Source organism: Pseudomonas sp. WHRI 8519 (genome assembly GCF_040224055.2).
In the GTDB taxonomy this organism is placed as follows: domain Bacteria; phylum Pseudomonadota; class Gammaproteobacteria; order Pseudomonadales; family Pseudomonadaceae; genus Aquipseudomonas; species Aquipseudomonas putida_X.
The window spans coordinates 1,671,336-1,685,254 of sequence record NZ_CP167996.1; the positions used below are offsets into that span (position 1 = coordinate 1,671,336).

The 13,919-nt window shown below is 63.6% G+C and carries 15 protein-coding genes; 13 read left to right on the plus strand and 2 right to left on the minus strand.

Annotation, left to right across the window (positions count from 1 at the left end; translation table 11 throughout):
• Nucleotides 1-43: 43 nt before the first annotated feature.
• The 7 genes from ABRP30_RS07555 to murB are packed head-to-tail and all read left to right on the plus strand — an operon-like array spanning nucleotide 44 to nucleotide 4,590.
• The gene (locus tag ABRP30_RS07555) at nucleotides 44-679 is read left to right on the plus strand and encodes a MotA/TolQ/ExbB proton channel family protein (protein ID WP_241803021.1); all 636 of its coding nucleotides are present in this window, start codon (nucleotides 44-46) and stop codon (nucleotides 677-679) included.
• Nucleotides 676-1,110, plus strand: coding sequence for a biopolymer transporter ExbD (locus ABRP30_RS07560; RefSeq protein ID WP_241803022.1), 435 nt, complete (start codon nucleotides 676-678; stop codon nucleotides 1,108-1,110). The genes ABRP30_RS07555 and ABRP30_RS07560 overlap by 4 nt, the downstream gene beginning before the upstream one ends.
• A complete protein-coding gene (lpxK, locus tag ABRP30_RS07565) occupies nucleotides 1,110-2,120 on the plus strand; it encodes a tetraacyldisaccharide 4'-kinase (RefSeq protein ID WP_349976528.1) in 1,011 nt (336 codons plus the stop codon). Before ABRP30_RS07560 ends, lpxK begins: the two co-directional genes overlap by 1 nt.
• Before the next feature lie 43 nt (nucleotides 2,121-2,163).
• Nucleotides 2,164-2,349 carry a Trm112 family protein gene (locus tag ABRP30_RS07570; protein WP_003247142.1) on the plus strand — a complete coding sequence of 62 codons (186 nt, stop codon included), beginning with the start codon at nucleotides 2,164-2,166 and terminating at the stop codon, nucleotides 2,347-2,349.
• A complete protein-coding gene (gene kdsB / locus ABRP30_RS07575) occupies nucleotides 2,346-3,110 on the plus strand; it encodes a 3-deoxy-manno-octulosonate cytidylyltransferase (RefSeq protein ID WP_349976529.1) in 765 nt (254 codons plus the stop codon). The genes ABRP30_RS07570 and kdsB overlap by 4 nt, the downstream gene beginning before the upstream one ends.
• On the plus strand, nucleotides 3,110-3,574 hold the full coding sequence (locus ABRP30_RS07580) for a low molecular weight protein-tyrosine-phosphatase (RefSeq protein ID WP_349976530.1): 465 nt from the start codon (nucleotides 3,110-3,112) through the stop codon (nucleotides 3,572-3,574). The genes kdsB and ABRP30_RS07580 overlap by 1 nt, the downstream gene beginning before the upstream one ends.
• Nucleotides 3,571-4,590, plus strand: coding sequence for a UDP-N-acetylmuramate dehydrogenase (gene murB, locus ABRP30_RS07585; protein ID WP_241803026.1), 1,020 nt, complete (start codon nucleotides 3,571-3,573; stop codon nucleotides 4,588-4,590). The genes ABRP30_RS07580 and murB overlap by 4 nt, the downstream gene beginning before the upstream one ends.
• Before the next feature lie 81 nt (nucleotides 4,591-4,671).
• Here murB and rne read toward each other — a convergent pair whose 3' ends face one another.
• Nucleotides 4,672-7,914 carry a ribonuclease E gene (gene rne, locus ABRP30_RS07590; RefSeq protein ID WP_349976531.1) on the minus strand — a complete coding sequence of 1,081 codons (3,243 nt, stop codon included), beginning with the start codon at nucleotides 7,912-7,914 and terminating at the stop codon, nucleotides 4,672-4,674.
• Between the two features lie 811 nt (nucleotides 7,915-8,725).
• Between rne and rluC the strand changes: the two genes are divergently transcribed.
• From rluC to ABRP30_RS07605, 3 genes are read left to right on the plus strand one after another with little or no spacing between them, the layout of a single operon-like run.
• Complete coding sequence (gene rluC, locus ABRP30_RS07595; protein ID WP_042111265.1) at nucleotides 8,726-9,682, plus strand: 23S rRNA pseudouridine(955/2504/2580) synthase RluC; 957 nt, start codon at nucleotides 8,726-8,728, stop codon at nucleotides 9,680-9,682.
• Nucleotides 9,683-9,685: 3 nt separating this feature from the next.
• A complete protein-coding gene (locus ABRP30_RS07600; RefSeq protein ID WP_349976532.1) occupies nucleotides 9,686-10,366 on the plus strand; it encodes an HAD family hydrolase in 681 nt (226 codons plus the stop codon).
• Between the two features lie 2 nt (nucleotides 10,367-10,368).
• Entirely contained in the window at nucleotides 10,369-11,394 is a 1,026-nt protein-coding gene (locus tag ABRP30_RS07605; protein ID WP_349976533.1) for a S49 family peptidase, read from the plus strand.
• A 23-nt stretch (nucleotides 11,395-11,417) separates the two neighbouring features.
• On the opposite strand, the gene ABRP30_RS07610 is transcribed toward ABRP30_RS07605, so the two are convergent.
• Nucleotides 11,418-11,996: a nucleoside triphosphate pyrophosphatase gene (locus tag ABRP30_RS07610; protein ID WP_267822064.1), complete on the minus strand. Its 579-nt coding sequence runs from the start codon at nucleotides 11,994-11,996 to the stop codon at nucleotides 11,418-11,420.
• Nucleotides 11,997-12,092: 96 nt separating this feature from the next.
• Between ABRP30_RS07610 and ABRP30_RS07615 the strand changes: the two genes are divergently transcribed.
• Genes ABRP30_RS07615 through plsX form a run of 3 tightly spaced genes read left to right on the plus strand, consistent with a single transcriptional unit; the run spans nucleotide 12,093 to nucleotide 13,830 of the window.
• Nucleotides 12,093-12,620: a YceD family protein gene (locus ABRP30_RS07615; protein WP_349976534.1), complete on the plus strand. Its 528-nt coding sequence runs from the start codon at nucleotides 12,093-12,095 to the stop codon at nucleotides 12,618-12,620.
• A gap of 13 nt (nucleotides 12,621-12,633) precedes the next feature.
• A complete protein-coding gene (gene rpmF / locus ABRP30_RS07620) occupies nucleotides 12,634-12,816 on the plus strand; it encodes a 50S ribosomal protein L32 (protein ID WP_010223221.1) in 183 nt (60 codons plus the stop codon).
• A 3-nt stretch (nucleotides 12,817-12,819) separates the two neighbouring features.
• Entirely contained in the window at nucleotides 12,820-13,830 is a 1,011-nt protein-coding gene (gene plsX / locus ABRP30_RS07625; RefSeq protein ID WP_267822074.1) for a phosphate acyltransferase PlsX, read from the plus strand.
• Nucleotides 13,831-13,919 lie beyond the last annotated feature (89 nt).

Consider the following 13,919-nt stretch of genomic DNA (forward strand, 5'->3'; position numbering starts at 1 on the left):
GCCTATGTTAGAGTGGCGGCCTTTTTCCGAGGGGGCGTTTACTGTGTGGGAATTGGTCAAGTCCGGTGGTTGGATGATGCTGCCGATCATTCTGAGCTCCATCGCTGCCATGGCTATCGTCGTCGAGCGCCTGTGGACCCTGCGCGCCAGCCGCGTTACCCCGCCACACCTGCTGGGCCAGGTATGGATGTGGATCAAGGACAAGCAACTCACCAGTGACAAGCTCAAGGCCCTGCGCGCCGATTCGCCGCTGGGTGAGATCCTCGCTGCGGGCCTGGCCAACTCGCGCCATGGCCGTGAAATCATGAAAGAGTGCATCGAGGAGTCGGCCTCGCGGGTCATCCACGAACTGGAGCGCTACATCAGCACGCTCGGTACCATCGCCGCGATGGCCCCGCTGCTTGGCCTGCTCGGTACCGTACTGGGCATGATCGATATCTTCAGCGCCTTCATGGGGACGCAGATGACCGCCAATGCGGCCGTGCTGGCCAGTGGTATTTCCAAGGCGCTGGTCACTACGGCGGCTGGCCTGATGGTCGGCATCCCGGCCGTGTTCTTCCACCGTTTCCTGCTGCGCCGCATCGACGAACTGGTGGTGGGCATGGAGCAGGAGGCAATCAAGCTGGTGGAGGTCATCCAGGGCGACCGTGAAGTCGAAGTGGCCGGAGGCAAGGCGTGAAGTTCCGGCGCAATCGCCAGCGGGAGAACGTCGACATCAACCTGGCGTCGTTGATCGACGTGGTGTTCGTCCTGCTGCTGTTCTTCGTGGTCACCACCACCTTCACCCGTGAGACCCAGCTGCGTGTGGAGCTGCCTGAGGCCGTCAGCGCCGAACAGCCAGCCGCAGACCCGGAAAAGCTGGTGGAGGTCACCATCAGTGCCGATGGCGTGTATTCGGTGAACAACCACCTGTTGCCCAAGAGCGACCTGGCCACCCTGACCGAGGCGATCCAGCGCGAGTCGGGCGGTGACAACACGCTGCCGCTGGCCATCAGCGCCGACGGCAAGACCCCGCACCAGGCCGTGATCACTGCGATGGATGCCGCCGGCAAGCTCGGTTTCAGCCACCTGCGCATGACCACCGTCGAGGCTGCCCAGGGGACACCTTGATGGCGCTCGCCGACCGTCTGCTAGCCGCCTGGTACGCCGGGCATCCGGCCCTTGCCCTGCTGCGCCCGCTCGAAGCGCTTTACCGGCGGGTGGTGACGCGCAAGCGCGCGCGGTTTCTCAGTGGCGAAAGCGCCAGCTACCGTGCCCCGGTACCGGTCATCGTAGTGGGCAACATCACTATTGGTGGCACCGGCAAGACGCCGATGATCCTTTGGTTGATCGAGCATTGCCGGCGCCAGGGGCTGAGGGTGGGGGTGGTCAGCCGCGGCTACGGTGCAAAACCGCCTCGGTTGCCCTGGCGTGTCGAAGCCTCGCAGCGTGCCGAGCAGGCCGGCGATGAGCCTTTGTTGATCGTTCAGCGCACGGGTGTGCCGCTGATGATCGACCCCGACCGCTCCCGCGCCGTGCAGGCATTGCTGGCCAGCGAGCCGTTGGACCTGATCCTGTGTGACGACGGTATGCAGCACTATCGCCTGGCGCGCGACCTGGAGCTGGTGCTGATCGATGCTGCCCGTGGCCTGGGCAATGGCCGCTGCCTGCCGGCCGGCCCCCTGCGCGAGCCTGCCGAGCGCCTGCAAGAGGCCGATGCGGTACTGTTCAATGGCGCCACTGTCGATCGCCCCGAGGGCTTCGCTTTTCGTCTGCAACCCAGTGCGCTGGTCAACCTGCGCAGTGGAGAGCGCCGCGCGCTCGACTTCTTTCCTCCTGGCCAGCGCCTGCATGCGGTGGCCGGTATCGGCAACCCGCAACGTTTCTTCAACACCCTGCTGGGGCTAAACTGGGAGCCGGTGCCGCATCCGTTCGCCGACCACGCCCAGTTCAGCGCGCAAAGCCTGGCTTTCAGCCCGTCGCTGCCATTGGTGATGACCGAGAAGGACGCGGTGAAGTGCCGGGCCTTCGCGGCCGATGACTGGTGGTACCTGGCCGTGGAGGCGCTGCCTACGCCGGCCTTCTGCGACTGGTTCGACAGCCAGCTGCAACGCTTGCTGCCAGGGCCGCGAACGCCCTGAGCCCCTTTTCAATTTCCGGCCATCTGGCCTCAAGGAAGCTTCCATGGACACCAAATTGCTCGACATCCTGGCCTGCCCGATCACCAAGGGGCCGCTCAAGCTCAGCGCTGACAAGACCGAGCTGATCAGCAAGGGCGCTGGCCTGGCCTACCCGATCCGCGATGGCATCCCGGTGATGCTGGAAAGCGAGGCGCGCACCCTGACCGACGACGAGCGTCTGGACAAATGAGCCTGAACTTCACCGTGGTCATTCCCGCCCGGCTGCGCTCGACGCGCCTGCCGGGCAAGCCGTTGTTGCTGATCGCCGGCAAGCCGATGGTTCAGCACGTCTGGGAGCAGGCGCGCAAGAGCGGTGCCGGCCGTGTGGTCATCGCCACCGACGACGCCAGTATCGTCGAGGCCTGCCAGGCCTTTGGCGCTGAAGTACTGATGACCCGCGCCGACCATGAGTCGGGTACCGACCGCCTGGCTGAAGTGGCTGCGCAGCTTGGCCTGCCGGCCGACGCCATCGTGGTCAACGTCCAGGGGGATGAGCCGCTCATCCCGCCGGTGATCATCGACCAGGTCGCAGCCAACCTGGCGGCGCATCCGGAGGCAGGTATTGCCACCCTGGCCGAGCCGATCCACGACCCCGAAACCGTGTTCAACCCCAATGCGGTCAAGGTGGTCAGCGACAAGAACGGCCTGGCCTTGAGCTTCAGCCGTGCGCCGCTGCCGTGGGCACGTGACGTTTTCGCCAATGACCGCACCCAACTGCCGCAAGGTGTGCCTTACCGCCGCCATATCGGCATGTACGCCTACCGCGTCGGTTTCCTTCAGGACTTCGTCAGCTGGGGGCCGTGCTGGCTCGAGCAGACCGAGGCGCTCGAGCAGCTGCGTGCCCTCTGGCATGGGGTGCGTATCCACGTGGCCGATGCCATCGAGGCGCCAGCAGTGGGTGTCGATACTGCACACGACCTCGAGCGCGTACGGCGCTTGTTGGAGGCCTGATGCGCGTCCTGTTCGTTTGCCTGGGCAATATCTGCCGGTCGCCCACCGCCGAAGGTGTGCTGCGCCATCAGTTGCAGGCCGCTGGCCTGGCTGGGCAGGTGCAGGTGGCGTCCGCCGGGACCGGTGACTGGCACGTGGGCAAGGGGCCTGACAGCCGCACCTGCAAGGCCGCACTGGCGCGGGGCTATGACCTGTCGCAACAGCGTGCCCAGCAGGTCAAGGCTGAGCACTTTGCCGAGTACGACCTGATTCTGGCCATGGACGAAAGCAACCTGCGCCACCTGCGCGCCATGCGTGCCCCCAATGCGACTGGCGAGCTTGACCTGTTCCTGCGCCGCTATGGGGCGCCTGTGGATGAGGTGCCGGACCCTTACTACGGCGGCGCAGAGGGGTTCGAGCAGGTGCTGGACCTGATCGAGGCGGCCTGCCATGAGCTGGTTGTCGAAATCAAGGGGCGGTTATGACGGCGCACTGGCAGGAGCAGGTTTCGCTCAAGCCTTACAATACCTTCGGCATCGATGTGAAAGCCCGGTACTTCGCCCAGGTACAGAGCGACGACGAGGTGCGCGAGGCCCTGGCGCAAGCGCGCCAGCGAGGGCTTGCGGTGATGGTCATCGGCGGCGGCAGCAACCTGCTGCTGACCCGTGATGTCGACGCGCTGGTACTGCACATGGCCAGCCGTGGCCGCCACGTCCTCGGTGATGACGCGGGGCGTGTGCTGGTCGAGGCCGAGGCGGGCGAGCCGTGGCACCCCTTCGTGCAATGGTCGTTGCAGCAAGGCTTTTGTGGCCTTGAAAACCTCAGCCTCATCCCGGGCACGGTAGGGGCTGCGCCGATGCAGAATGTGGGCGCCTACGGCGTGGAAATCAAGGATGTGTTCGCCGGGTTGACGGCGCTGGACCGGCACACAGGCGAGCTGCGTGACTTCGGGCTTGAGGAATGTGCTTTTGGTTACCGCGACAGCCTGTTCAAGCGTAACCCTGGGCGGTGGTTGATCCTGCGGGTGCGCTTTGCCTTGAGCCATCGGCTGCAGGCCCATCTGGATTACGGCCCGGTACGTCAGCGCCTGGCCGAGCAGGGCGTGCAGGCGCCGACGGCGCAGGCCATCAGCGACGCTATTTGCAGCATTCGCCGCGAGAAACTGCCCGATCCGGCTGAGCTGGGCAATGCCGGCAGCTTTTTCAAGAACCCGGTGGTTGCCGTCGAACAGCTGGCGCGGATCCGCGCTGAGTTTCCAGGTGTGGTGGCTTATCCCCAGGCTGACGGGCAGGTCAAGCTGGCGGCAGGCTGGTTGATCGAGCAGGCCGGCTGGAAGGGGTATCGAGATGGCGATGCCGGTGTGCACCGTTTGCAGTCGCTGGTGCTGGTCAATTATGGCCAGGCAAGCGGAGCGCAGTTGCATGGCCTGGCGCAACGCATTCAGGCGGATATCCTGGCGCGGTTCGGGGTTGCGCTGGAGATGGAGCCCAACCTGTACTGAGCCCGGTGCAGGCACCCCAAGCGGCCAAGAAAAAGCCCCGCCAGTTCACACTGGCGGGGCTTTTTCATTCAGCCGTGGCTATCAACCGTGATGAGGTTTGTGCTCATCGGCGGTTTCCAGCGCTGGCGTACCTGCAGTGGCCGCTTCCTGCGCAGCCTTGGCAGCCGCTTCGGCCTCGCGCTTGCGACGACGCACTTCACGTGGGTCGTTAGGGGCGCGGCCGTTAGGCAGCATCACGGTGGCCGCTTCGGGCACTGCCTGGGTTTCCACCGGGGCAGGCTCGGCGACCACAGGCGCTGCTTCGACTACGGTTGCTGCCGGCTCGACAGCCACTTCTGGCTGGGTTTGGGCGACAACGGCAGGCAGCTCGGCAGCCGGCGCTTGTTCAACGGCGACTTGGGCCTTCTCGGCTTCACCCGCTTCGATCACCGGAGCTTCGACAGGTGCCTCTACAGGTGCCTCTACAGGCGCCTCGGCAACCACTACCGGTTCGACCGCAGGCGCTTGTTCGACTACCGGCTCAGGGGCAACTTCAACCACAGGCGCGGCGTTGGCTTCGACTGCAACGACCGGCTCGCTGAGCGGCTGCTCGACCACCGGTGCAATGGCGATTTCCTCGGCCTTGGCGACGGCTTCGACCTGCTCGGCCGGCTGAGCCGCTTCGCTGTTGTCGGTGGCCGCAGTTTCGGCACTGGCGCGTTCAGCCTGCTGGTTGGCTTGCGCTTCGGCGCCAGCACTGATGTTGCTGCTGGCTACAGCGGCGGTGACGGCCAGGCCGGCAGCCAGTTCGGCACCCAGCTCGGTGGCCTGGTGCTGTTGTGGTTGCTCGTCGCTGCCTTCTTCATCGCTGCCTTCGATCAGCTCGCCATTGGCGTTGCGCTGACGTTCACGACGGTTGCTGCGGCGACGCTGGCCGCGGGAGCGGCGGCGCGGACGCTCGTCATCGGAGCCTTCCTGCTCGTCCTGTTGCAGCTCCTCGTTCGGCAGTTGCTCATCGGCGAGCTCTGCAGCCTTCTCGGCAGCCTGCTCGGCTTCACGTGGCTGACGCTCTTCGCGTGGAGGGCGTGGCTGACGCTCTTCACGCGGTGCGCGCTCTTCACGCGGTGCACGTTCTTCACGTGGTGCACGCTCTTCACGTGGAGCGCGCTCTTCACGCGGTGCACGTTCTTCGCGAGGCGCACGATCTTCACGTGGTGCACGTTCTTCGCGAGGCGCACGCTCTTCGCGCGGTGCACGCTCTTCACGTGGCTGGCGTTCTTCACGAGCGGCCGGTGTTGCATCCAGCGGCTCACGCAGTTCGCGTACGCGCTCTTCGCGGTTGCCGCGGCGGTCTTCGCGTGGCTGACGAGGGGCGCGTTCTTCGCGCGGTGCACGCTCTTCACGCGGTGCACGTTCTTCCCGCGGTGCACGCTCCTCACGTGGTTGGCGCTCTTCACGCGGGGCACGCTCGGCGCGCTCTTCACGCGGTTTGCGCTCTTCGTCACGGCGGCCGTTGCGGTTGCGGCTCTGCTGGCGGCCGTTGCGACGCTCCTCGTTACGCTGAGTGCGCTCGGGGGCAGGCTTCTCGGTGGTGACCACCGGGGTGGCGGCAGGCTCTTCCTTGCCGGCGAACAGGCTGACCAGCGACTTCACCAGGCCTTTGAACAGGCTTGGCTCCGGTACGCTGGCTGCCGCGGCGGCCGGTGCGGCAGGCTGCTGCTCTTCGACAGTGCTCGGTACCGGCGCGTTGGCGCGGGCCGGTGCGGTCTTGACCGCCGCTTCCTGACGCACCAGGGTGCGCGTGGCGGTCGGCTGCGGTGCTTCTTCGGTCTCGGAGGCCGCGATTTCGTAGCTGGACTGGTTGTTCAGCACTTCCGGGTTGTCGTCGCGCAGGCGCTGGACTTCGAAGTGCGGGGTTTCCAGGTGGTCGTTCGGCAGAATGATGATGCGGGCACGGGTGCGCAGTTCGATCTTGGTGATCGAGTTGCGCTTCTCGTTGAGCAGGAACGCGGCGACCGGGATCGGTACCTGGGCGCGTACTTCGGCAGTACGGTCCTTCAGTGCTTCTTCCTCGATCAGGCGCAGGATGGCCAGGGACAGCGATTCGACATCGCGGATGATGCCGGTGCCGGAGCAGCGCGGGCAGACGATGCCGCTGCTTTCGCCCAGCGACGGACGCAGGCGCTGACGGGACATTTCCAGCAGGCCGAAGCGCGAGATGCGGCCGACCTGCACGCGAGCGCGGTCAGCCTCGAGGGCTTCGCGTACACGTTCTTCGACGGCGCGCTGGTTTTTCGCCGGTGTCATGTCGATGAAGTCGATCACGATCAGGCCGCCGATGTCGCGCAGGCGCAGCTGGCGGGCGATTTCTTCGGCCGCTTCCAGGTTGGTCTGCAGCGCGGTTTCCTCGATGTCGCTGCCCTTGGTGGCGCGCGCCGAGTTGATGTCGATGGAAACCAGGGCCTCGGTCGGGTCGATCACGATCGAACCGCCAGAGGGCAGGTCGACGACGCGCTGGAAGGCGGTCTCGATCTGGCTTTCGATCTGGAAGCGGTTGAACAGCGGCACGCTGTCTTCGTACAGCTTGACCTTGCTGGCGTACTGCGGCATCACCTGGCGGATGAAGGTCAGGGCTTCTTCCTGGGCATCGATGCTGTCGATCAGCACCTCGCCGATGTCCTGGCGCAGGTAGTCGCGGATGGCGCGGATGATGACGTTGCTTTCCTGGTAGATCAGGAACGGTGCAGCGCGGTCCAGGGAGGCTTCCTTGATGGCGGTCCACAGCTGCAGCAGGTAGTCGAGGTCCCACTGCATTTCTTCGCTGCTGCGGCCAAGGCCCGCGGTGCGCACGATCAGGCCCATGTCGCCTGGCACGGTCAGGCCGTTGAGGGCTTCACGCAGTTCGTTGCGCTCTTCGCCTTCGATGCGGCGGGAGATGCCGCCGGCACGGGGGTTGTTCGGCATCAGGACCAGGTAGCGGCCTGCCAGGCTGATGAAGGTGGTCAGGGCGGCGCCTTTGTTGCCGCGCTCTTCCTTCTCGACCTGGACGATGACTTCCTGGCCTTCGCTCAGGACGTCCTTGATGTTGACGCGGCCTTCAGGGGCTTTCTTGAAGTACTCGCGGGAGATTTCCTTCAGCGGCAGGAAGCCGTGACGTTCGGAGCCGAAGTCGACGAAGGCGGCTTCGAGGCTGGGCTCGATCCGGGTGATCTTGCCTTTGTAGATGTTGGCCTTTTTCTGCTCACGCGCACCGGACTCGATGTCCAGGTCGTAGAGACGTTGGCCGTCCACCAGGGCTACACGCAACTCTTCGGGTTGAGTTGCGTTAATCAGCATTCTTTTCATGTTGTACCGTCGGTTTCCGGGCTGCCGGAAACGGCGTTCGGCACACACGACTTCTCATGGTCGGTGCCAAGGTGCGCAAAGGGTGGCCGGGCCACCCCCGTGTCGAGCAACGTTCGGCACCAGCCGGTTTCCCAGCCTGCCGTTGTCGCGACGACGCGTCCTGTTTGCTGCGGTGCCAAGAGGCCCCTGCGGTATCTGCAGAGATATCCGAATCGATATCCGAATCAACCCAGCAGGCCTCGTGCACTCAGTCAGGAGGAGGAATCAACCGTCAGCCGTGGACGCCCATGGGGCATCTGTTCAGGACCTTATCCGCTCGCCGGCCATGCATTGGGCCGGTGGCCGGACGCGGTGCTACACGGTCCGAGGGCTGTGCATCTCCACCCTGCACGTATCCCTGATAATTCGGGTGCTGCCGCGCGCTGAATCCGCAACGGGTTGCATTTTTCGCCAGCGCAATTTCCGCGCTGACGCCATTCATGTCCAAGGCAGGTATTTCCGAAGCATTCGCCGTGCGTTGCGTGCAAGCGTCGGGGCGGGCAGAGGTGCAGCGAAAAGAAGCGGGTAAGCAGGTGAAACACCGCACTTGTCGTTTTTTTTCGGTCTTCTCTACACAGCGCTGGTGGCGATTCCAGGCAATTCGGTAAACTGGCGAAAACCCCGTAGGACGGCCTCGCGTCCTGCAGAATTGCGTTGGTCAGGGACCGGCTAAGGGCCTGGTGCCGCTGGCCTACCGCTTTTGGCGGCGTTCGCGACTATAGCAGTAATGATTAAGTGCTTCAATTCCATAAAAAATTGTTATGATCCTTCGATGACGACCAATACCCCTCCGACTTCCGGCGTTCAGCTGATCGAAGTCGCGCCGGAGCTTGCCGGCCAACGTATCGACAATTTCCTCATCACCGCGCTCAAGGGCGTGCCCAGGACGCTGGTCTACCGCATCCTGCGCAAAGGCGAGGTCCGGGTCAACAAGGGTCGTGTCAAGCCTGAGTACAAGATCCAGGCCGGTGACATCGTCCGTGTACCGCCCGTGCGCCTGCCTGAGCGTGACGAGCCGGCCCCGGTTGCCCAGGGCCTGCTGCAGCGCCTGGAAGCCGCCATCGTCTACGAAGACAAGGCGCTGATCGTGATGAACAAGCCGGCCGGTATCGCCGTGCATGGTGGCAGTGGCCTGAGCTTTGGGGTGATCGAGGCGCTGCGCCAGCTGCGTCCGGATGCCAAGGAGCTGGAGCTTGTGCACCGCCTGGACCGCGACACCTCTGGCCTGCTGATGATCGCCAAGAAGCGCAGCATGCTGCGCCACCTGCATGCCGCATTGCGCGGTGATGGGGTCGACAAGCGCTACATGGCGCTGGTGCGAGGCCACTGGCCTACCTCGAAGAAGCAGGTCAATGCCCCGTTGCTCAAGAGCAACCTGCGTTCGGGCGAGCGTATGGTCGAGGTTAACGATGAGGGCAAAGAGGCGCTCACCCTGTTCCGTGTGCTTCGCCGTTTCGGCGAGTTCGCCACCATTGTCGAGGCTCGCCCTATCACCGGGCGTACCCATCAGATTCGCGTGCATACGCTGCACGCCGGCCACATGATCGCCGGTGACAGCAAGTATGGCGACGAGGACTTCAGCCGCGAGATTCGTGACCTGGGCGGCAAGCGCCTGTTCCTGCATGCCTATGCCCTCACCGTGCCGCTGCCTGATGGTGGCGAGCTCAAGCTCGAGGCGCCGGTGGACGAAGTCTGGGCGAAAACCGTGGAGCGTCTGGGGGCGTCCTGATTCATGAAGAAGTCTTACGAGTTGCTGATCTTCGACTGGGACGGCACCTTGGCCGACTCGATCGGGCGGATCGTTGAGTCGATGGATGCCGCTGCCGAGCGTGCCGGTGAGGCGCCAAGCCCCGAGGAGGCTGTCAAGGGCATCATCGGCCTGGCGCTTGGTGAGGCCATTTCCACCCTCTACCCGCACCTTGATCCTGTGCAGGTCGAATCCTTCCGTCAGCACTATGCCGACATTTATACGGCGCTTGATCAGCAGCCTTCGCCGTTGTTCGAGGGGGTGGTCGAGTCGCTGGAGGCCTTCCGGGCCGAGGGTTATCGCCTGGCGGTGGCCACTGGCAAGGCGCGCCGTGGTCTGGACCGGGTGCTCAGGGCCAATGGCTGGGAGCGGTTTTTCGACATCACGCGTGCTGCTGATGAGACCCGCGGCAAGCCCCATCCGCTGATGCTCGAGGAAATTCTAGGCCATTGCGGTGTCCAACCTGGGCAGGCGCTGATGGTCGGAGATTCGGCATTCGATCTGCTGATGGCGAAAAACGCGGGTATGCATTCGGCGGCCGTGGGCTATGGTGCCATGTCGCTGCAGGCTTTGGCCGAGTTTGGTCCGCAGGTGTGCATCGATCATTTTTCTCAGTTGCGCGAGTGGTTGGCAGGTTCTGCGCAAATCCAATTCCAAGGTAGGTGAGCATGGTTGACGAGTGGAAAGCACCGGGTTCCGAGACGGAAGAAGAGCGCCTTGCGCGCGAAGACCGTGAAGAGGATGAACGCGTAGAGCGCAAGAGCTGGAAGCTGCTGGAAAAGACCGTGCTGGCCAGTGTCCAGGAGCAGCGCAGGGCGCGTCGCTGGGGGATCTTCTTCAAGCTGCTGACGTTCGTGTACCTCTTCGGTGTATTGGCCCTGTTCCTGCCTTGGACGGATATGGACAAGGCTGCCTCGCGCGGCACCAACCATACCGCGTTGGTGGAGGTGCGCGGCGTGATTGCGGATCAAGAGGCGGCCAGTGCCGACAACCTCGTCAAGAGCCTGCGCGAAGCCTTCAAGGATCCAAAGACCAAAGCCGTGATCATGCGGATCAACAGCCCGGGCGGCAGTCCGGTGCAGGCAGGTTATGTCTATGATGAGATCCGTCGCCTGCGCGGTGAGTATCCGGATATCAAGTTGTACGCTGTGATCGCCGACCTGGGTGCGTCCGGTGCCTACTACATCGCCAGTGCGGCGGACGAGATCTATGCCGACAAGGCCAGCCTGGTGGGTTCCATCGGTGTGACGGCGGCCGGTTACGGGTTTGTAGGTTCGATGGAGAAGCTGGGCGTCGAGCGGCGTACCTACACGGCCGGTGAGCACAAGGCGTTCCTGGACCCCTTTTCGCCGGAAAAGCCTGAAGAGCGCGCGTTCTGGCAGGGTGTGCTGAACACTACTCACCAGCAGTTCATCGCCATGGTCAAGCAGGGGCGCGGCGATCGCTTGAAAGACAAGGAGCACCCGGAGCTGTTCAGTGGCCTGGTGTGGTCGGGTGAGCAGGCCAAGGCGCTGGGGCTCGTCGACGGTCTGGGCAGTGCGAGCTATGTGGCCCGTGAGATCGTGGGTGAGAAAGAGTTGGTCGATTTCACGGTCGAGGAGTCGCCGTTCGATCGCTTCTCCAAGCGCCTCGGTGCCAGCGTGGCCGAGAAGTTAGCCCTGTACATGGGCTTCCAGGGGCCTGCTCTGCGCTGAGGGCAGGCCGGCCCCTGGCGGTCTCATGGTACTGCCACGCCTTCTTTGCTCAGCATGTCCACCAGCCGAATCAACGGTAGGCCGATCAGGCTGGTGGCGTCGCTCCCGTGGGTGCTTTGGAACAGGCTCACGCCCAGCCCTTCTGCCTTGAAGCTGCCCGCGCAATCCAAGGGCTGCTCGGCCGTCACATAGCGCTCCACGCGCGCCCGATCCAGTTCCCGCAGGGTCACGGTAAACGGTACGCAATCGACCTGGCATTGCCCTGTGGCGGTGTTCAGCAGCGCCACCCCGGTCAGGAAGGTGACGTGCTGCCCGCTGGCCGCAAGCAGCTGTTCGCAGGCCCGCTCGAAGCTGTGCGGCTTGCCCAGGATCTGCTCGCCGAGTACCGCAACCTGGTCAGAACCGATGATCAGGTGTTGCTGGTGGCTGCCGGCGAGTGCCTCGGCCTTCTGCCTGGCCAGGCGTCGCACCAGGTCCGTGGCAGGTTCGTCGGCGAGCGGCCGCTCGTCCAGGTCGGGGCTGGCCCACGTGAAGGGCAGGCCCAGGCGCGCGAGCAGTTCGCGCCGGTAAGGGGAGCTGGAAGCCAGTAACAAAGGCAGCATGGTAGACTCCTGATCAGTTGATCCCGATTCTAACATGCAACATGCCGCCGAATTTCCTTTGACAGGTGCAGGGGGCATCCCTAGAATGCTGCGCCTATGTTGAATGACCCGATTCCACCTCACGTTGACCCGCGCAAATTAGCCGATCGTGGCGTAACCCTTAACGGTTCGCTGCAACTCGCTGATTTGGAAAGACTCTGCGACCCGCTTTCCGACAATGTCGGTACGGTGCAGGCGAAGTTCGATTTTGAACGAGATGAACAGCACGTAGTGGTTATCCACAGCGAGCTGAATGTCGAAGTCAAAATGGTTTGCCAGCGTTGTCTTGAGCTGGTCACCCTGCCGATTCACAGCGAATGTACTTACGCTGTGGTGAAGGAGGGTGCGAATACCCAGTCGTTGCCGAAAGGCTATGACGTGCTGGAACTGGGCGAAGATCCTTTGGATCTGCAGGCCTTGATCGAGGAGGAGCTTCTGCTCGCCTTGCCCATCGTGCCTGCTCATCATCCGGAAGAATGCCAGCAGCCGGCGGGCGCAGACGAGCCCGAATCGAGCAAGGACGAGGTATCGCGGTCCAACCCGTTCAGTGTTTTGGCGCAGTTAAAGCGTGACCCAAACGTTTAGGAGTTAATCAATTATGGCTGTTCAGCAGAACAAAAAATCCCGCTCTGCCCGTGACATGCGCCGTTCGCACGACGCTCTGTCGGAAAACGCGCTGTCGGTAGAGAAAACCACCGGTGAAGTACACCTGCGTCACCACGTATCGCCAGAAGGCGTATACCGTGGTCGTAAAGTGATCGACAAGGGCGCTGACGAGTAATCCTTGTCTGCTCAGGTCATCGCGATCGACGCAATGGGCGGGGACTTCGGTCCCCGCAGCATTGTCCAGGCTAGCATTGCCTGCCTTTCGGCTACCCCCTCGCTGCACTTGACCCTCGTCGGTCAACCCTCCCTCCTAGAAGATCTTGTCACTGGCCTTGCGGCTGCGGATCGCGCGCGCCTGCAGATTGTCGCTGCCAGTGAGGTGATCGGTATGGACGAGCGGCCATCCCAGGCGTTGCGCGGCAAGCCGGATTCGTCGATGCGCATCGCCCTCGAACGGGTGCGTGATGGCAAGGCCCAGGCCTGCGTCAGTGCCGGCAATACTGGCGCGCTGATGGCGCTGTCGCGCATGGTGCTCAAGACGCTGCCGGGTATCGACCGGCCGGCCATGGTTGCGGCTATCCCGACCCAGGCCGGTTACTGTCAGCTGCTCGATCTGGGTGCCAACGTCGACTGCAGTGCCGAGAACCTCTACCAGTTCGCCGTAATGGGCTCGGTGGCCGCGCAGGCCTTGGGTGTGCAGCGCCCGCGCGTGGCACTGTTGAACATCGGCACCGAGGACATCAAGGGCAATCAGCAGGTCAAGCTGGCTGCCACGTTGTTGCAGAACGCACGCGGCCTGAATTATGTCGGCTTCGTCGAGGGTGATGGCCTTTATCGTGGGGAGGCGGATGTGGTGGTATGCGACGGCTTTGTCGGCAATATCCTGCTCAAATCCAGCGAGGGCCTGGCGACGATGATCGCTGCGCGCATCGAAAAGCTGTTCAAGGGTGGCCCGTTGTCGCGTGTTGCCGGGGCCGTCGCGATGCCGCTGCTCAAGCGCCTGCAGGCCGACCTGGCGCCGGCGCGGCACAATGGGGCAAGTTTTCTGGGGCTGCAGGGTATCGTCATCAAGAGCCATGGCTCGGCTGGCGTGCAGGGCTTTCAAAGCGCCATCCAGCGTGCCTTGATCGAGATTCAGGAAAACCTGCCGCAGCGCCTGCACGGGCGCCTCGAAGACCTCTTGCCTTAGGCATTTCGCCGATGAAGTGCTTAAATGTGACCGCTTGGTCCGCGTTTCCATCCAAGTTTTCAGTTTCCGCGTCTAGCCTTTGGCTCGGC